Source organism: Cytobacillus sp. Hz8 (assembly GCF_042263505.1).
Lineage (GTDB): Bacteria > Bacillota > Bacilli > Bacillales > Cytobacillaceae > Bacillus_BE.
Genome location: NZ_JBHKFI010000002.1, coordinates 26153 through 43378 on the forward strand (window position 1 = coordinate 26153; position 17226 = coordinate 43378).

At 36.5% G+C, this 17226-nt stretch carries 17 protein-coding genes; 11 read left to right on the forward strand and 6 right to left on the reverse strand.

Annotated features, from left to right (window positions below; genetic code table 11):
* Nucleotides 1–16: 16 nt before the first annotated feature.
* Nucleotides 17–664 carry a VrrA/YqfQ family protein gene (gene vrrA, locus ACE38V_RS03095; protein ID WP_375839694.1) on the reverse strand — a complete coding sequence of 216 codons (648 nt, stop codon included), beginning with the start codon at nt 662–664 and terminating at the stop codon, nt 17–19.
* A 204-nt stretch (nt 665–868) separates the two neighbouring features.
* Between vrrA and ACE38V_RS03100 the strand changes: the two genes are divergently transcribed.
* Nucleotides 869–2170, forward strand: a complete 1302-nt coding sequence (locus ACE38V_RS03100) for a DEAD/DEAH box helicase (RefSeq protein WP_375839695.1) — start codon at nt 869–871, stop codon at nt 2168–2170.
* A gap of 20 nt (nt 2171–2190) precedes the next feature.
* Nucleotides 2191–3084 (forward strand): deoxyribonuclease IV, encoded by an 894-nt coding sequence (locus ACE38V_RS03105; RefSeq protein WP_375839696.1) that lies wholly within the window; start codon nt 2191–2193, stop codon nt 3082–3084.
* 375 nt (nt 3085–3459) lie between these two features.
* On the opposite strand, the gene ACE38V_RS03110 is transcribed toward ACE38V_RS03105, so the two are convergent.
* Complete coding sequence (locus tag ACE38V_RS03110; protein ID WP_375839697.1) at nt 3460–3720, reverse strand: DUF2624 domain-containing protein; 261 nt, start codon at nt 3718–3720, stop codon at nt 3460–3462.
* A gap of 220 nt (nt 3721–3940) precedes the next feature.
* Between ACE38V_RS03110 and ACE38V_RS03115 the strand changes: the two genes are divergently transcribed.
* The 3 genes from ACE38V_RS03115 to zur are packed head-to-tail and all read left to right on the forward strand — an operon-like array spanning nt 3941 to nt 6042.
* Nucleotides 3941–4735, forward strand: a complete 795-nt coding sequence (locus ACE38V_RS03115) for a metal ABC transporter ATP-binding protein (RefSeq protein ID WP_375839698.1) — start codon at nt 3941–3943, stop codon at nt 4733–4735.
* Nucleotides 4732–5577: a metal ABC transporter permease gene (locus ACE38V_RS03120; protein ID WP_375839699.1), complete on the forward strand. Its 846-nt coding sequence runs from the start codon at nt 4732–4734 to the stop codon at nt 5575–5577. Before ACE38V_RS03115 ends, ACE38V_RS03120 begins: the two co-directional genes overlap by 4 nt.
* Nucleotides 5578–5589: 12 nt before the next feature.
* Nucleotides 5590–6042, forward strand: a complete 453-nt coding sequence (zur, locus tag ACE38V_RS03125) for a zinc uptake transcriptional repressor Zur (RefSeq protein ID WP_375839700.1) — start codon at nt 5590–5592, stop codon at nt 6040–6042.
* Nucleotides 6043–6062: 20 nt separating this feature from the next.
* Here zur and ACE38V_RS03130 read toward each other — a convergent pair whose 3' ends face one another.
* Nucleotides 6063–6632, reverse strand: coding sequence for a hypothetical protein (locus tag ACE38V_RS03130; RefSeq protein WP_375839701.1), 570 nt, complete (start codon nt 6630–6632; stop codon nt 6063–6065).
* Between the two features lie 191 nt (nt 6633–6823).
* Between ACE38V_RS03130 and ACE38V_RS03135 the strand changes: the two genes are divergently transcribed.
* The gene (locus tag ACE38V_RS03135) at nt 6824–7273 is read left to right on the forward strand and encodes a DUF4190 domain-containing protein (protein WP_375839702.1); all 450 of its coding nucleotides are present in this window, start codon (nt 6824–6826) and stop codon (nt 7271–7273) included.
* Nucleotides 7274–7338: 65 nt separating this feature from the next.
* Here the strand turns inward: ACE38V_RS03135 and ispG are convergent, their stop codons facing one another.
* Both ispG and ACE38V_RS03145 read right to left on the reverse strand, forming a co-directional pair.
* Nucleotides 7339–8436, reverse strand: coding sequence for a flavodoxin-dependent (E)-4-hydroxy-3-methylbut-2-enyl-diphosphate synthase (ispG, locus tag ACE38V_RS03140; protein ID WP_375840121.1), 1098 nt, complete (start codon nt 8434–8436; stop codon nt 7339–7341).
* 116 nt (nt 8437–8552) lie between these two features.
* The gene (locus tag ACE38V_RS03145) at nt 8553–8891 is read right to left on the reverse strand and encodes a hypothetical protein (protein ID WP_375839703.1); all 339 of its coding nucleotides are present in this window, start codon (nt 8889–8891) and stop codon (nt 8553–8555) included.
* A 188-nt stretch (nt 8892–9079) separates the two neighbouring features.
* Here ACE38V_RS03145 and ACE38V_RS03150 point away from each other — a divergent pair, with 188 nt between their 5' ends.
* On the forward strand, nt 9080–10798 hold the full coding sequence (locus tag ACE38V_RS03150; RefSeq protein ID WP_375839704.1) for a methyl-accepting chemotaxis protein: 1719 nt from the start codon (nt 9080–9082) through the stop codon (nt 10796–10798).
* Nucleotides 10799–10849: 51 nt separating this feature from the next.
* Here ACE38V_RS03150 and ACE38V_RS03155 read toward each other — a convergent pair whose 3' ends face one another.
* Nucleotides 10850–11623, reverse strand: coding sequence for a DUF1189 domain-containing protein (locus ACE38V_RS03155; RefSeq protein WP_375839705.1), 774 nt, complete (start codon nt 11621–11623; stop codon nt 10850–10852).
* A gap of 321 nt (nt 11624–11944) precedes the next feature.
* On the opposite strand from ACE38V_RS03155, the gene ACE38V_RS03160 reads away from it, so the two are divergent.
* From ACE38V_RS03160 to ACE38V_RS03175, 4 genes are all read left to right on the forward strand, one after another.
* On the forward strand, nt 11945–12553 hold the full coding sequence (locus tag ACE38V_RS03160; RefSeq protein WP_375839706.1) for a superoxide dismutase: 609 nt from the start codon (nt 11945–11947) through the stop codon (nt 12551–12553).
* Between the two features lie 121 nt (nt 12554–12674).
* Nucleotides 12675–13892, forward strand: coding sequence for an MFS transporter (locus ACE38V_RS03165; protein ID WP_375839707.1), 1218 nt, complete (start codon nt 12675–12677; stop codon nt 13890–13892).
* A gap of 69 nt (nt 13893–13961) precedes the next feature.
* Nucleotides 13962–16052, forward strand: coding sequence for a penicillin-binding transpeptidase domain-containing protein (locus ACE38V_RS03170; RefSeq protein ID WP_375839708.1), 2091 nt, complete (start codon nt 13962–13964; stop codon nt 16050–16052).
* A 204-nt stretch (nt 16053–16256) separates the two neighbouring features.
* Nucleotides 16257–17222: a PstS family phosphate ABC transporter substrate-binding protein gene (locus tag ACE38V_RS03175; RefSeq protein WP_375839709.1), complete on the forward strand. Its 966-nt coding sequence runs from the start codon at nt 16257–16259 to the stop codon at nt 17220–17222.
* Nucleotides 17223–17226 lie beyond the last annotated feature (4 nt).

Sequence of the window (17226 nt, forward strand, 5' to 3'; positions counted from 1 at the left end):
AGCATTCTTGTATCGTTTAAATATATAGTTTGGGTTTAGAGGCTCCTTTTTTATATCTTCCCTGATTCGTAGTGGGCCTTCTGCTTTTATGAGTAGATTTAGTTTTTTTGCCAGATGTCTTTTTGTCTTTACTTTCTTTTTCAGCGATGGGTACTTCATTGGTCTCACTTGAACTTTCTAAGGAATCCTCAATTTCGGAACTTTCTACCTCATTCGTTGACTCATCATTACTGGCAGGTGCATTTTTCAATCCTCGATATAAGCGCCACATGGCAGGAAGATTTTTAATAAGCGGTCCGTATTGTTGTACCATAGGCCCGATTTGTTGAGCTGTACCTAATATTTTCTGTGTATTTTGCAGAAACCCGGAAATAGAAGAAGGATTTGTTAAGGATTTTAATAATGATCCCCCTGAATTACCTGCCGCGGCACGACCTAATCCACCTACACCCCCAAATCCTTGTGCACGATTTCCTCCTCCGAGAATTTTAGATAAAATCCCTCCTCCCTGCCTAGCTCTAGTTGCCTGAGGTATGCCTCCCATCCTTGGAGAATAATAATTCCCCATCCTTGGGCGCATGGGAGCTCTTCCGTACATGTTAGGTCCATAGAATCCGTTCCCTCTCCCTCCTTGAAAAGGAATTCGTTGTCTTGGCGGCATCATCTGCAATGCCTCCTTTCAAAGTCTCATCTCGTAATAGGGTATGCGGCATAAAGGTATTTGGTTTTAGGCAATATTTATTTGTTATTCTTTAGCTGATTTGTTAAAAATAAATAATAAGATAGTATTGGTAGATGTTTCGGAGAATTTTTATTATAATAACAGGATGGACAAATAGGTCTTTTTAATATAGACAAGGAGAACAATATGGAAACTAAATTTGAACGTTATGATTTTCAACCATTTATAATAAATACTTTGAATACATTTGGTTTTTATCAGCCAACAGAGATTCAGGAACGATTAATTCCTGTAATCGTAAAGGGAGATAGCGCGATTGGACAGTCGCAAACGGGGACAGGGAAAACATTATCCTATCTATTACCCATCCTTGAAAAAATAGATCCCGAAAAAAAAGAAGTACAAGCTGTTATAACGGCTCCGACGAGAGAACTTGCTAATCAAATTTATCATGAAATCTTAAAATTTACTGAAAATGCACCTAATGATATTTTAACCCGATGCTTCATCGGTGGTACAGATAAACAACGTTCGATTGGAAAGCTAAAAAACCAGCCGCACATCGTAGTTGGTACACCAGGAAGAATTAATGATTTAGTAAAGGATTTAGCCCTTTTTGTACATAGAGCTACGATGCTCGTGGTGGATGAAGCGGATTTAATGCTGGATATGGGTTTTATTGAGGATGTTGATCAAATTGCCGCCAAGATGCCGGAAAATCTGCAAATGCTTGTCTTTTCTGCCACTATTCCAGAGAAGCTTAAACCATTTTTAAAAAAATATATGGAAAATCCTAAATACGTCCATGTAGAACCAAAGCAACTCACTGCAGAAAGAATCGAACATTTACTGATTCCATCTAGACATCGAAATAAAATAGATATCGTAGTTGACGCGTTATCGACTTTTAATCCTTATTTAGCAATTGTTTTCACAAATACAAAGAAAATGGCAGAGACGGTTGCATCTGGTTTAACCGCAAAGGGTTTAAAAGTGGGGAGAATTCATGGAGATCTATCTCCGCGTGAGCGCAAGAAAATGATGAAGCAAATTCTTGATCTTGAATACCAATATATTGTTGCAACGGATTTAGCATCTCGAGGAATTGATATCGAGGGCATCAGCCATGTCATTAATTATGAATTGCCTGCGGATTTGGATTTTTATGTTCATCGTGTGGGGAGAACGGCACGTGCAGGTAATTCAGGAATTGCCTTAACTATTTATGATCTTTCTGATGAAGATGCTTTAAATCGTCTGGAGAAAATGGGTGTGGAATTTAAGCATGTGGATCTGAAAAACGGAGAATGGGTTGATCTTGGGGATCGTAATAAACGGAAAAATCGGTTAAAACAAACCGACGAAATCGATCAAAAGGCAAAATCCATGGTTAGAAAGCCGAAAAAAGTAAAACCTGGCTATAAAAAGAAAATGCAATATGAAATGGATAAAATTAAAAAAAGACAAAGGAAAATAAAGAAAAAATAAAATCTAAGGGAGAGATGGTCATGCTGAAAATTGGTTCACATGTTTCGATGAGCGGGAAAAAAATGCTTCTTGCTGCCAGTGAAGAAGCGATATCATATGGAGCCAATACTTTCATGATTTACACTGGGGCTCCTCAAAATACGAGAAGAAAAAAAATAGAGGATTTGAATATCGAAGCAGGAAGAAAATATATGGAAGAGAATGGAATTGAGGAAATAGTGGTCCATGCTCCATATATTATCAATATTGGCAATACAACGAATCCAGCAACCTTTGAATTAGGGGTCAATTTTTTAAGGTCCGAAATAGAAAGGACTGAGGCAATTGGCGCCAAACAAATTGTCCTTCACCCTGGTGCTCATGTTGGCGCAGGAAGCGAAGAAGGAATTAAGAAAATCGTGGAAGGATTGAATGAAGTCCTTACTGGTGAGGAAAAGGTACAGATTGCCTTAGAGACAATGGCTGGGAAAGGCTCCGAATGTGGAAGGTCCTTTGAAGAACTAGCCATGATTATCGATGGTGTTCACTTCAATGATAAACTTTCTGTTTGCTTTGATACCTGCCATACGCATGATGCGGGCTATCATGTTGTCGATGATTTTGACGGCGTATTAAATCAATTTGATAAAATCATTGGGTTAGATCGCTTGAAGGTTCTTCATATTAACGATAGCAAAAATGTAGTAGGAGCAAGAAAAGACCGACATGAAAATATCGGTTTTGGTCATATTGGTTTTGAAGCATTAAATTATATTGTTCATCATCCTCAACTTGAAGATATCCCGAAAATTTTAGAAACTCCGTTTATTGGTGAAGATAAGAATAATAAAAAAGCGCCATATAAACATGAAATCGAGATGCTTCGAAATAAGAAATTTAACGAAAATCTACTTACTGATGTTTTGCAAGGTTGATTTGATAGTATCCGCAAAAAGGTCTGACCTTTTGAAATCAGACCTTTTTGCGTTTATCCCACTCTTAACGGATATTTTGACTCCCACTTCAAGATTCTGAGAATACGAAGAAGATAAGTGGGAGATCAACGGTCCGTAAAGATCCGACGAGGGATTAAGGTCCTAGTCAGGCGAAGCCACAGGATGTGGCGTTATGAGCGTGATAAGTGAAATAAGATTTTTCTTTGGGCTTCAGCCCTTAGAAAAATCAATCAGGCTCTGCGTGACTAACCATCAGTGGGGGATGAATGGCAGACTAAAAGCGCGACGTCAACACATAAGTCTGCACACTTCACGTCCTATGCGTCGAAAACCCCCACTGATGGAAGTTTCACTTTATGATGATTTTGTGAATTGAATAAATAGGCGATTTACATCTTTTGCTGTTTCGGGTCCTACCTTTTTCGCAATTTCCTTAATGAATTTTGTCCGTTCCGCATCGTTAAAAATATTGACTTTATTATCTCTTAAGTATTGTGCTAATTGCTCTGCTGCTTTGCGATTGATAGTGATATTAAATTGCTTCGCATATTTTAATAGCTCTTCAGTTGTAATGGTGCTTACTTTGTAGTTAATGATATTTTCAAAAATATTCATTGCATCACTCCCCCTCTGTAATTTATGATAAGAAGGTTTGTCGTGTGACGATGATCAATAATAATTGATTTTTTCTTTCCGATAATAAAGTATATTTTCAATAAACTCATAATATGTTGGTATTGGTGATTCTAGACAGCCTATTTCTTTACATTATGGCAGGAATCAAGTATACTCAGATTGATAAATCGGAATGATTCTTAATTAGTAAGGTGATTTTATGGACTTAAGCAACACTATTATAGATATTCAAGATATAACCTATCGCTATGAAAAGGAAAATGCACTTGAAAATATCAATTTGCAGGTACCAAAAGGAGCGTTTCTTGGCATTGTTGGTCCGAATGGATCAGGGAAATCGACGTTATTAAAGCTCATTTTGGGGCTTTTAAAGGTACAAAAGGGAAATATTCGCTTATTTGGCCAGGATATAAGCCGATTTAAGGATTGGGACAAAATTGGTTTTGTGTCTCAAAAGGCAAATTCCTTTAATACAGGGTTTCCGGCAACCGTTCAGGAAGTTGTTGCAAGTGGATTAACCAAAAAAATAGGTTTATTTAAAAGAAAAACAAAGGAGCACCACCATAAAATAAATCAAGCTATTGATTCAGTCGGAATGACTGCTTTTGCAAAGCAAAATATCGGGGAGCTATCAGGTGGACAGCAGCAACGTGTTTTTATTGCAAGAGCACTCGTAAGTGAGCCCAGTCTTCTAATATTAGATGAACCAACAGTTGGGGTGGATGCAAAAAATGTACAATCCTTTTATCAAATGCTTGATGATTTAAATAAAAAAAGGGGAATTACCTTGCTTTTAGTCACGCATGATATTGGGACCATTACGGATAAAGTGACGCATGTCGCCTGCTTGAATAAGCATCTACATTTTCATGGGAATACTCATGAATTTGAAGAGTTAAGGGGAAAAGAAGTGACTGATTTTTATGGCTATGATGTACATGTATTAAACCACAATCATGATCATGAGCATGAATATGGAGGCTCAGTGTTATGATTGAAGGGCTTTTACATTATGAATTTCTCCAAAATGCTTTTCTTACAGGACTTATTATAGGTGTGATTGCACCTCTACTTGGTGTTTTTATTGTGGTACGTAGATTGTCGCTGATTGCAGATGCCTTGAGTCACGTTACTCTTGCCGGGATAGCAGCAAGCTTACTCCTTGAAAAAAAATTCATGTTCATGAATGGCGTAAGTCCAATCTATATGGGAATGGGCTTTTCCGTTATCGGTTCGTTATTTATTGAAAAGCTCCGTACAGTTTATAAACATTATCAGGAACTGGCCATTCCTATTATTTTATCAGGCGGAATTGGTCTAAGTGTCATTTTTATCTCATTAGCAGATGGCTTTAATACAGATCTTTTTAGTTATCTCTTTGGAAGTGTTAGTGCTGTTAGTAGGATGGATCTTTGGATTATAATAATTATTAGTATTGCCGTTCTTGTTTTAATCTATCTTTTGTATAAGGAACTTTTTTTACTTTCATTTGATGAAGAGTACGCAAAGGCATCAGGCATATCGGCTAGTAGCATTCATTTTATTTTTATTATTATGGTTGCGTTAGTCATTGCTGCCTCCATGCGGATTGTTGGGATTCTTCTTGTCTCATCATTAATGACCCTGCCTGTTGCCGCAAGTATTCGGATTGCCAAAGGTTTTAAACAAACTCTTTTATATTCTGTGATATTTGGTGAAATATCCGTGATTGGTGGTCTTATCCTTTCTTTTTATTTGGATTTGGCACCAGGAGGAACAATCGTTATGATTGCGGTATTAATTTTAATTGGGACCATTTTAATCAAAAAAATAACCATGTTAAGAGCTGTTTCATAGGAGGTGTCTATGATGGATGTTAATACTGCTCTCGAGTTATTAAAGGAAAAAGGCTTTAAGCACACGGGGAAACGTGAAGAAATGCTGCAGCTATTTTCAAATAGCAATAAATATTTAACTGCAAAAGATGTTTTGGATCAAATGAAGAATGATTATCCTGGATTAAGCTTTGATACCATCTATCGTAATTTATCTTTATTTTATGAATTAGGTATTTTTGAAATGACAGAGCTATCAGGAGAAAAGCACTTTCGTTTTACTTGCTCCCATGAGCATCATCATCACCATTTTATTTGTCTAGATTGCGGGAAGACAAAAGAAATTGAAACCTGTCCAATGAGAGAGATTGAAGATAACTTAAAGGACTATAACATTTCTGGACATAAATTTGAAATATATGGGAGATGTCCTGAATGTAAAGTGAAAATGGAAATGACTGAAAAGGAACATATGAAAGAGGTCTGATCTAGTTTAAGATCAGACCTTTAATTTTTATTAAGCCAATGATTGACCCAAAGGTTTGCTTCTTGCCAATTGTTAACGCGAATAACTCCGTCCGGGACTGGTTCTTGGTTATAAGGGGTATTGAATAATAGAACAGGTATCCTACATTCCTCATATATGTTTACGGCATTATCATGCTTATCTTCAAAAAATATTTCGACATCATATTTTTTGGCGGCTTCTATTTTATTATGAGAACCAAGCAAATCAATGGTATGGAAGGGCATATTTTGTTTGTAAAACCATTCTTTAGTCACTTCTAAAAGGTTGGAATCTCGCGCACTGATAAAATGGAGTTCAAACAGTTTCTCCCATTTTTTTAACACAGGAAGGGCTCCGACTGCTAAAGGGGATTCAGCGTATATTTTTGGCTCGATGGCTTTAAACCATTGAGCGAATTCTTCTTCAGAAACATCCACTAAAGGCATGAAGTCATATTCCTTGATATCATCTAATGTAATGTTTAAATGGAATGCCTGATTTAAATATGGAACAAAAGCTGAAGGACATGTAACGGTCCCATCAATATCAATTCCAAAACGTTTCTTCATTTCAAAGGTTCTCCTTAAGAATAGTATGTCCTCATTATTGTATCGAAATTATCGAAAAAGGTCGATGAAAAAAATCAAAGAATCCTGCCTTCTTTTTTCTCAAAAAAACTGAGACAAAAATTAACAGAGGTAATTCTTGATTGTACCGGAAACAATAATAAATGCTCCTATCATGAAAGCGAGGGATCCTTATGGCAGATCAAGAGCGCAACAACGAAGAGATTATTCTTCGGAGTAATAATAGTGAGCAAAATGATGGAACCAGCATGAATAATACGACAGATTATACTCAAGCGTCCTCCAATATGGCCGCACCTGTCAATGCGGAAGTTCCAACGGCAACAGCGGAAACGACAAATTATAGGGAAGAAACGGCAGCGGAAATGGCTGCACCGGTTTCCTTTGATAGAGATGCTCGTGAAAACCGTTTAGAAGAGGAATCAAGTGGAAGAGGGATGGGATATGCTGCCCTTGCTTTATCCATTTTGTCTCTTTTTGTCTGGCCTGTCCTCTTTGGAGCAGTGGGAATCGTTCTAGGGTTCTTAGCTGTTCGCAGAGGAGCTACTGGTCTTGGTAGCTGGGCAATTGGTATCGGAGCTGTCTCGATTATTATTGGTATATTCGTTATGCCGTTCTTTTAAATCTTTTCAAGGCTTGGAGCACTTGAAAAGAAAGGGCTTGGCAATAATTGCCAAGCCCGCTTTCTTTAACTATTCAATTTTTCTAATTTTTGTTTCGCAAAATATTCTTCAGCGATTTGATCGATTTCTTTTTTCAATTCTTCTACCATGGTTTCTTCTGGTACTTTTCTAACAATTTTCCCTTTGCGGAAAAGAAGTCCTTCCCCTCTAGCACCAGCAATTCCAATATCTGCTTCACGAGCTTCTCCTGGACCGTTAACAGCGCAACCAAGCACTGCTACTTTAATAGGAGCTTTGATTTTTTGGATATATTCTTCAATTTCATTCGCAATACTGATGAGGTCGATTTCAATTCGTCCACAAGTTGGGCATGATATTAAAGTGGCAGCATTGGAAGAAAGTCCAAATGCTTTCAAAAGTTCTCTCGCTACTTTTACTTCTTCGACTGGGTCAGCACTTAGAGAAATACGAAGAGTGTTTCCAATTCCCTTACTTAAGATAGCTCCTAAACCTGCTGCACTTTTAACCGTACCGGCAAAGAGGGTTCCTGATTCGGTAATCCCGAGATGCAATGGATAATCAAAGGACCTTGCTGCCTTTTCATATGCCTCAATTGCTAAATTAACATCGGAAGCCTTCATGGAAACAATGATATCATGGAAATCAAGATCTTCTAGAATTTTAATATGATGGAGAGCACTTTCTACCATCCCATCAGCCGTTGGATATCCATATTTATCAAGAATTTTCTTTTCCAGTGATCCGGCATTTACGCCAATCCGAATCGGAATCCCTTTCTCTTTTGCTGCCTTTACAACGGCCTCCACTTTTTCACGTTTGCCGATATTACCAGGGTTGATTCTGATTTTATCAGCTCCCCCTTCGATCGCTTTAAGTGCAAGCTTGTAGTCAAAATGAATATCAACTACTAAAGGGATATTAATTCTTTTTTTGATATCACTAATCGCATTAGCTGCTCTTTCGTCTGGACAGGCGACACGCACGATTTGACAGCCAGCTTCCTCTAAACGTTTAATTTGTGCCACAGTTGCTTCTACGTCATGGGTTTTCGTCGTTGTCATGCTTTGGATAAATAGTTCATTACTTCCGCCAATCGTTAAAGGTCCTACTTTAACAGATCGGGTTTTTGTACGATGTATTATCTCACTCAATGGTGATTCGCTCCTTTAATAAAGATCAACCAGTAATATTATCTTTCCACTTCTAAATAATTGTATCAATGAAGGGCCAATATTGACAAGAAACTAGTATTTAAAAATTAGTTGACTCTCTTTCCTTTTTCTTTATAATTGGGAAATTTATAGGATTTTCCAATGCGAATTTCTTCCGGCTCGATATTGTTCAGTTTTTTAAAATCTATAATGACCTGATTAATTGGAACTGGAATACTTGCATCTAGTTGCTCTTCAACGATGGATAAAACTGTTTCGCCTGCCTTTACGGTATAGGTAAAATAATTTTGTGTATTTTTATCTTCCACTCGTTCTTTAGCAATGGTTTTTTGCTCAGTAACGGATGGTAGAGTCCCTGTTGTTAAGTCAAAATAAATGATATAGCCAATTAGGATTGTGACAAGAAATAGGATGAAGCGCTTCATGTGGACCAATACCTCCTTACTTGATGTAAACGAATTTATATAACTATATGCTTGGTAATAGAATGATAGAACTAGTAAAGTAAGAGAATCTATGGATTTTAAATTTATAAAAACCTTACAATTTCTTTACGTTTCCTTAATATTTCCTATTCATAATGAAGGTGAAAAAGATTGAGGGGTGTCAAAAATTGCAAAAATGGAAAGAACTTTGGAATAGAGGAAAAAAAAATCTATCGAATATCTTCACGAAAATAACCTTACAAACTAGACTGTTATGTTTAATCATTATTCTCTTAATTATATCGAGTTCAGCTGTTGCTCTTATTTCTTACAATCAATCTAAATCTTCGGTCATTCGTTTAATGGAGCAGCGTATGCATCAAGAGGTGGAGATGACCTATAGTGTTGCTCAGAATTTAATGCTCATGTACGTTGGGAAGGAAGATGTTTTTACAAAGGAAATCAATCAGTTTATAAAAAAACAAGATTCCAATTTAGCGAAGGATCAAATTTATGCCAATTACTTTCTCATTTCTAAAGATGAAATGAAACCATTTGCGATAAGCCAAAATTCATCCTTGAAATTTAATCAAACTCTTATTCATGAAATAGGGAAAAAAGAAACGGGGATTATTCAAAGGAGAATTGAGAATGATATTTATACTCTATCCTTTACAAAAATTCCGGAAATGAACGGGATATTTGTGATTGTGGTTCCTCAAAAACAATACTTAAGTAGTATTCAAGATATGGCTGTACATATTATCATTGCTGTAATCATAAGTGTTTCCTTATCCGCTCTTGCGATTATCATTCTAGTAAGAAATTTGACAAGACCTCTGACTCGGCTAAGAGAAGTGATGAAGGAAGCAAGGTCGGGACATTTAAATGCAGACATTAAAACGAAAACGACAACTCCTGAAATAACCTCATTGATAAAAAGCTATCATGCTCTTATTCATAGTTTGAAGGATGTCTTATTTAATATAAAATCCAATACTCGCAACTTAACGCAAACAGGTGATCAATTACAAATAATCTCAGAAAAAGTGAAAAATGAAAATGAACAGTTGCTAGAATCGGTGGAAATTGTTCGCGTGGGTGCAGAACAAACTGCGGGTAGTTCCGAAGACAATATTCGCGTGGTGCAAAATATGAAAAAATCCATTATGGATCTCTTCTTGAAAATGGGGGATATTGAGGATCGTGCAAAGAGTATGAATATGACTGCATTAGAGGGAGAAAAAAGTTCGAATAATATTGAAAAAACCCTTGTGGATTTAGACGTTGAATTTAAAAAAGTTACCTCTACCATTCATCAGGTGAAAAACCATGCTGCATCCATAGATACGGTTGTCACCATTATTCAACAAATTGCGGAACAGACCAAATTACTGGCTCTTAATGCAACAATTGAGGCTGCAAGAGCAGGAGAGGCAGGAAAAGGTTTTGCTGTTGTGGCTAAAGAAGTCAGAAAATTGGCGGATCAATCAAATCATGCAACGGATAAGATTAAAGAAACAATTAAGGATATGGAGAGTATTTCACTTAGAGCTTCTACTGAATTTGAAAAAATGCTTTTGAATTTTGAAAATAATTTGGAAGTAGCCTTAACCAATAAAAAGGTATTTGATTCTCTTATGAAAGAGGTAGAAATGGTTAGTGGTAATATTGGTGAGGTTCAATCGGAATTAAAATTTTTGAATGAAAATCTGCCAACAGTGGAAGCTTCTGCAGAGAATAATGTATCGATCTCCCAGCAAACATTAGCGAGTGTTGAGCAAATGTTCGATGTGACAAAAATACAGATAGAAAAAGTGAAGGAAAGTCATGAAGTGGGCAAGAAAATATTGGAGCTCTCTTATGCACTGGAGCAGTTAACGGTGGGCTATGAATATCAGACATGAAAAAATAGGCACTAGTAAAAGCAAATAGGCTTTTATTAGTGCCCGAAAGGTCTAGTCGGGATCGACTTGACTTGGAATTTCTCTTATCGCTAATAGAAGCATTATGAGAGCGACAAAGAAATCAATCAGATAACCACTTGGAACGTTAGTTTTAATCGCGCTCATGATTAAGAAAAATACTGTTGGGAGTGTGACAGCATAAGCTGACATTCGCCATAGATGCCGATATTGAATATTTTTCTTCAACGTGTTCTTTAGTATTAATCCAAAGATAGCGAGGATCGAAATTTTAATAAATTGTGTGGCGCTTGTAAATAGGTAACTGACAACTGAAACAGTGGCAACGATAAAGCCGATTGATGATTCAATTTTATTAAGGAAATGAAGAAAGTCATTTTTAGAAATGACTAAGTCTGTCAGCATGGAATATGGATAAGATTCCACTTGACCTCCAGCAATGAAAACAAATTCATTTTTTAATAATCCAATCGTATTTCCCTGATTTTTTAGGTTTGCTTTACTTAAAGCTCCGGTACTGTCAAAAACAACTGTAAAGTCACCTTGTTCATGAAAAATGGGTTCTTTTTGCTCCGCATGTAATTCCCCATCTTTAATGGAGAAGGAAGGAAACTCTTCTTCAATAGTATCTTGGGCAGAGCTAATTCCGTTTGTTATAGCAGAATTAAAATAAATCATCGTAGGGATGATGGAGAGAAGGGAAAGTAGAAAAACATAGAGAATGGTTTTCCCTATTCCTTGATTACGGAAAGAAGCGATATCTCTAGGAGAATAAATGCTTCTAATAAATTGCTTAAAAATATTCATTGCTGTACACCTCGTTTTAGAATCTACTCCTATTTTAGCTTGATTAAGATTGTTGTACAAGAAAGTCTCACATAATAAAAGTTATTTTCAAATGAATTCATGAAAAATATGGTAATATGAAGATGATAATAGTTTATGGATGGATATTGGTCTTATTCATCATAAAAAGTAAAAATTTTCGAGAGCTTTTTTGGACAGTGAGCATTTCATTTGAAAGGTGTAATGAACTTTGGTAATCTTAGGGTAAAGTACTTTAGAAACATTACAATATTAGAAATGTATCTAAGGTAAAAATAAATTCTACATAGGAGGAATGGAAAAATGTCTTTTGAATTACCACAATTACCTTATGCTTATGAAGCTTTAGAACCACATATTGACAAAGAAACGATGAACATTCATCACACAAAACATCACAACACTTATGTAACAAACTTAAATAATGCTTTAGCAGGAAATGAAGAACTTCTTTCTAAAACAGTAGAAGAAGTAATCTCAAACTTAGACGCAGTTCCTGAAGCTGCACGTACTGCAGTTCGCAATAATGGTGGAGGACACGCTAACCATTCATTATTCTGGCAAACTCTATCACCAAATGGTGGCGGGGAACCGACTGGAGAGCTTCTTGAAGCAATTAATAAGAAATTTGGAAGCTTTGATGGATTTAAAGATGAGTTCACTAAAGCAGCAACGACTCGTTTTGGCTCAGGCTGGGCATGGCTTGCTGTCAATAACGGAGAATTAGAAGTAACAAGCACTCCAAACCAAGACTCTCCATTAATGGAAGGCAAAACTCCAATTCTTGGATTGGATGTTTGGGAACATGCTTATTATTTACACTACCAAAACCGTCGTCCAGATTACATTAATGCTTTCTATAATGTTGTGAACTGGGAAGAGGTAGCTAAACGTTACTCTGCAGCAAAATAAAGAAAAAATAGAGGGAACAGCAGACTTATTGGGTCTGCTGTTTTTTTATGCCTAAGAAGTAATTGAATAATCATCTTGCCTTTGAAGGAAACTACCTTTAGATAAAAAGGGGAGTTTCTTTATGAGTAGAATGAAAAAATTGATTGGTGAAGTGGAGCTATCGAAGGATTTAACTTTGTTGCTCCTAATTGGGGGGCTTTATTCATTAAGCGTTGCCCTGTCCAATACGTTTGTCAACATATATTTATGGAAGCAGTCAGGTCAGTACATAGATTTAGGCTTATATAATTTATCTATTGTTGTTCTTCAGCCATTTACATTTATCTTTGCAGGAAGATGGGCAAAAAAGGTCGATAGAGTGATTGTCTTTCGAATTGGGGTCATTTTTTTAACCGCTTTCTATTTGACTGTTTTATTGTTTGGACAACAGGCATCTGATTTTATTCTTCTATTAGGAAGTTTATTAGGGATGGGCTATGGCTTTTATTGGCTAGCCTTTAACTTATTGACCTTTGAGATTACGGAGCCTGAAACGAGAGACTTTTTTAATGGATTTTTAGGGATATTAAGCTCGGTAGGCGGCATGATTGGACCAATCGCTGCTGGCTTTATTATTTCCAGAATGGAAAAATTCACAGGGTATACCATTGTTTTTGGTCTTTCATTTGCTCTATTTGCTTTAGCTGTATTTTTAAGTTTCTTTATTAAGCGCCGACCTGCCCATGGACAATATTGGTTTGTTCGTATCATTCAGGAAAGAAAATATAATCAAAATTGGAAAATGATAACGAATGCTCATTTTTTTCAGGGACTGCGAGAGGGAACCTTCTCCTTTGTTATTTCTGTATTTGTTTTTCTTTCAACAGGAAGTGAACTGTCTCTTGGTACTTATGGATTGGTGAATTCTGGGATTTCCTTTGTGGCCTATTATTTTGCATCGAGATTAATTAAACCGCATTTTCGAAATAAGGCTATCTTAATGGGGGGAATTATCCTTTATCTAGCCATTTTCCTCATTGTCTTTCATCTTACATATGCCAAATTACTAATATACGCGGGTATTATTGCGATTGCGTATCCATTGCTCTTAGTTCCTTATATCTCCATGACCTTTGATGTGATTGGACGAGGCTGGAATGCCGCTGAAATGAGAGTAGAATATATTGTCGTGCGTGAGATCTTTTTAAATACGGGAAGAATTGTTTCCGTCTCCATGTTTTTGCTAACTATTCTAGTTTTTAATCCAGAAAAAGGGATTCCAATCCTTTTATTAGTCCTTGGACTTGGTCATTCACTTATTTATTTTTGTATAAGAAAAATGGCATTGAAAACATTGTAAATTCAAGTAGTCGGTTTAATATTGTTGTTTTCTCTACATTTTTTTATAACTAATAAAGGATGAGTTGAAATGCTGAAGAAGAAAAACAAAAAGGATAGGAAAAAAACACATCTTCCGTTTCGTCTAAATGTACTGTTCTTTACGGTTTTCTTATTATTTTCCATTCTCATTTTACGCTTAGGTATGGTTCAAATTGTCTATGGAGATGATTACAAAAGAGAAATTGAACGAACGGATGACAAGATTATTAATGTTAATGTGCCAAGAGGAAAAATGTTTGACCGTCATGGAAAAACAATTGTGGATAACCGTGCCAGAAATGCGATAACTTATACAAACCGTGGTGCGAGTCAAGAAGAAATGATTCAATGTGCGGAAAGATTGGCAAAACTGATTGATGTCAAGTCTGATAAGGTTCGGGAAAGAGACGAAAAGGATTATTGGATTATTCGGAACCCCAATCGCGCAAGGGCGAAAATAACAGAGTCTGAATGGGAACAATTTAAACAGAAAAAGTTGGATGATGAAAAAATCTATCAACTTCAATTAGAGCGAATTACTAAGAACGAATTAAAAGAACTAACAAAACAGGACATTGAGGTTCTTGCTATTTTTCGGATATTTAATAGTGGGTATTCTCTCACCCCACAAATAGTTAAAAATGAAAATGTCACAAAAAAGGAATTTGCTGAAGTGAGTGAAAATCTAGAATACCTTCCTGGTGTGGACACGACTACAGATTGGAATCGAACCTATAAAAATGGGGCAACATTAAAAACCGTTTTGGGTAAAGTCACAAATTCAGATGAGGGATTACCAGAGGAAAGAGTGAATTATTATCTATCTAGGGGCTACAACCGTAATGACAGGGTAGGAAAGAGCTATTTAGAATTACAATATGAGGATGTTTTGCATGGACAAAGAGCAAAGGTCATGAATAAAACAGACAAAATGGGAAATGTTATTGAAACAAAGCAGGTTTCAAAGGGGAAGAGGGGAAAAGATCTCGTCTTAACGATTGATATGAATTTACAGCAAGAGGTAGATAAGATCATTGAAAAAGAGTTATGGAAATTAAAGAGGAAGCCAGCAACGGATTTATTGGATCGAGCTTTTGTCGTCTTAATGGATCCAGACACAGGAGAAATATTAGCGATGTCGGGGAAACAAATCACAAAAGATGATAAAACGGGAAAAATGGAAATGGCCGATTTTGCACTTGGAAATATTACAACAGCCTATAATGCTGGTTCTGCTGTGAAGGGAGCTACCGTATTAACCGGTTACGACACGGGTGCGATTCAACCAGGTACAATTCTTTATGATACACCTCTATTAATTAAAGGAACACCACCAAAGAAATCTTGGAAAAACATGGGAAATGTTAATGATCTCACTGCAATAAAAATGTCTTCGAATGTATATATGTTTCGAACAGCTATTGCCATTGGAAAAGGCATTTATACTCCTCATGAGCCTTTAAATCTTGACGTTAAGGCATTCGAGACAATTCGTGATCATTTTAGTCAATTTGGTCTAGGTGTCCGAACAGGCATTGATTTACCTAATGAACAAATCGGCTTTAAGGGTTCCGATACGAAGCCAGGCTTCCTGCTAGATTTGGTAATCGGACAATTTGATATGTATACCCCGATGCAAATGGCCCAATATGTATCAACGATTGCCAATGGCGGATATCGAATTCAGCCTCATCTAGTTAAAGAAATTCGTGATCCTCTTGAGGATAGCGACAAACTAGGACCTATTTCTGAGGAAATGGATCCCAAGATTTTAAATCGCATTGATATGAAAACATCATGGGTAAAACGAGTGCAGGAGGGTTTTCGTCAAGTCATGCAATCTCAAGGGGGAACAGCTACCTCCTATTTTGGTTCCAAGTCTTATAAACCAGCAGGAAAAACAGGGACTGCTCAAGCATTTTATGATGGACCAGAAAGATATAAAATGCTTGAGCCTAAAGAAGTGATGAATGTAAGTTTGGTATCCTATGCCCCGTTCAATGATCCAGAGGTGGCTATGGCAGTTATCGTGCCATGGGCGTATACCGGGAACACTGGACCTTCTCCTAACTTAGATATAGGCGAAAAAGTTTTCGACAAATATTTTGAGCTTCAAAAAAAACAACAAAGTATAGATTGATAATAGACCCACTTGCGGTCTCTTTTATATATCCGTATTGGATTCATCGCGGTTCCTTCTTCTTCTTTATGTATATGCATTTACAGAATATTAATTTTCCGTTTACAAAAGCTTTACAACGGATTAAAACCTTATTAACAATCACCGATTATTCTATTCTTGTAGGACAAAAACAAACAAATTTCTCTAGGGGGTAAAAATGGAATGAAGAGCTTTAAATTCTTGGCATTATCTGCAGTAATTGGAGCATCGTTAGTATTAACAACCGCTTGTGGCTCAGATGGAAATTCTACAGATAAAAAGTCAGCACAAGCAGGTGAAGAGAACAAGCAACTTCAAGGTGAAATCAATATAGACGGTTCATCTACTGTATATCCAATAATGGAAGCTGTTGTGGAAGAATACGGGACGCAGCAACCAGGAGTAAAAGTTTCAGCAGCAGGTAATGGAACAGGGAATGGCTTTAAGGCACTTATTGATGAAAAAACAATCATTTCAGATGCATCAAGAGAAATTGAACCTGAAGAGCAGGCAGAACTAGATAAGAAGGGAATTAAAGTAACACCTTTTAAACTAGCTTTTGACGGTATTTCCGTTGTTGTCAATAAGGAAAATGATTTTGTTGACAAGCTAACAATCGACGAACTTAAAAAACTTTGGATTGAAGATGGAAAGGTGAAAAAATGGTCTGATATTCGTAAAGGATGGCCAGATAAAGAAATTAAATTCTATTCACCAGGAACAGAATCCGGTACTTTTGATTACTTCGATGAGGTTATATTAGAAGGAAAGCCGATCGTAGAAAAAGCAACACTTTCAGAAGATGATAATATCCTCGTACAAGGTGTCAAAGGTGATGCCAATGGCATTGGTTATTTTGGATATGCCTATTACTTGGAAAACAAAGATCAATTAAAGATCGTTCCGATTGATAACGGTGAGGGAGCAGTAGAACCAACAAATGAAACGATTGAATCTGGAAAATACGCTCCATTATCTCGTCCGCTTTATTCATATGTAAGAAACGACGCTATTAAGAAAGATGAAGTATATGACTTCTTAAAGTTCATGTTAGAAAATGCAGCAGACTTTTCTGAAGAAGTAGGCTATGTGAAACTTCCAGAAGATGAATATACAAAAGACTTAGATACTCTAGAAAGCTTGAAATAAATGG

What these genes read in the sequence shown, in the direction of transcription:
- ACE38V_RS03130 (WP_375839701.1), bottom strand. Translation starts at nt 6,632, where the DNA reads ATGAAGAAACGTTTTGGAATTGATATTGATGGGACCGTTACATGTCCT.
- ACE38V_RS03115 (WP_375839698.1), top strand. Translation starts at nt 3,941, where the DNA reads ATGGACTTAAGCAACACTATTATAGATATTCAAGATATAACCTATCGC.
- zur (WP_375839700.1), top strand. Translation starts at nt 5,590, where the DNA reads ATGGATGTTAATACTGCTCTCGAGTTATTAAAGGAAAAAGGCTTTAAG.
- ACE38V_RS03110 (WP_375839697.1), bottom strand. Translation starts at nt 3,720, where the DNA reads ATGAATATTTTTGAAAATATCATTAACTACAAAGTAAGCACCATTACA.
- vrrA (WP_375839694.1), bottom strand. Translation starts at nt 664, where the DNA reads ATGATGCCGCCAAGACAACGAATTCCTTTTCAAGGAGGGAGAGGGAAC.
- ACE38V_RS03165 (WP_375839707.1), top strand. Translation starts at nt 12,675, where the DNA reads ATGAGTAGAATGAAAAAATTGATTGGTGAAGTGGAGCTATCGAAGGAT.
- ACE38V_RS03175 (WP_375839709.1), top strand. Translation starts at nt 16,257, where the DNA reads ATGAAGAGCTTTAAATTCTTGGCATTATCTGCAGTAATTGGAGCATCG.
- ACE38V_RS03105 (WP_375839696.1), top strand. Translation starts at nt 2,191, where the DNA reads ATGCTGAAAATTGGTTCACATGTTTCGATGAGCGGGAAAAAAATGCTT.
- ACE38V_RS03170 (WP_375839708.1), top strand. Translation starts at nt 13,962, where the DNA reads ATGCTGAAGAAGAAAAACAAAAAGGATAGGAAAAAAACACATCTTCCG.
- ACE38V_RS03160 (WP_375839706.1), top strand. Translation starts at nt 11,945, where the DNA reads ATGTCTTTTGAATTACCACAATTACCTTATGCTTATGAAGCTTTAGAA.
- ACE38V_RS03155 (WP_375839705.1), bottom strand. Translation starts at nt 11,623, where the DNA reads ATGAATATTTTTAAGCAATTTATTAGAAGCATTTATTCTCCTAGAGAT.
- ACE38V_RS03135 (WP_375839702.1), top strand. Translation starts at nt 6,824, where the DNA reads ATGGCAGATCAAGAGCGCAACAACGAAGAGATTATTCTTCGGAGTAAT.
- ACE38V_RS03145 (WP_375839703.1), bottom strand. Translation starts at nt 8,891, where the DNA reads ATGAAGCGCTTCATCCTATTTCTTGTCACAATCCTAATTGGCTATATC.
- ACE38V_RS03100 (WP_375839695.1), top strand. Translation starts at nt 869, where the DNA reads ATGGAAACTAAATTTGAACGTTATGATTTTCAACCATTTATAATAAAT.
- ACE38V_RS03120 (WP_375839699.1), top strand. Translation starts at nt 4,732, where the DNA reads ATGATTGAAGGGCTTTTACATTATGAATTTCTCCAAAATGCTTTTCTT.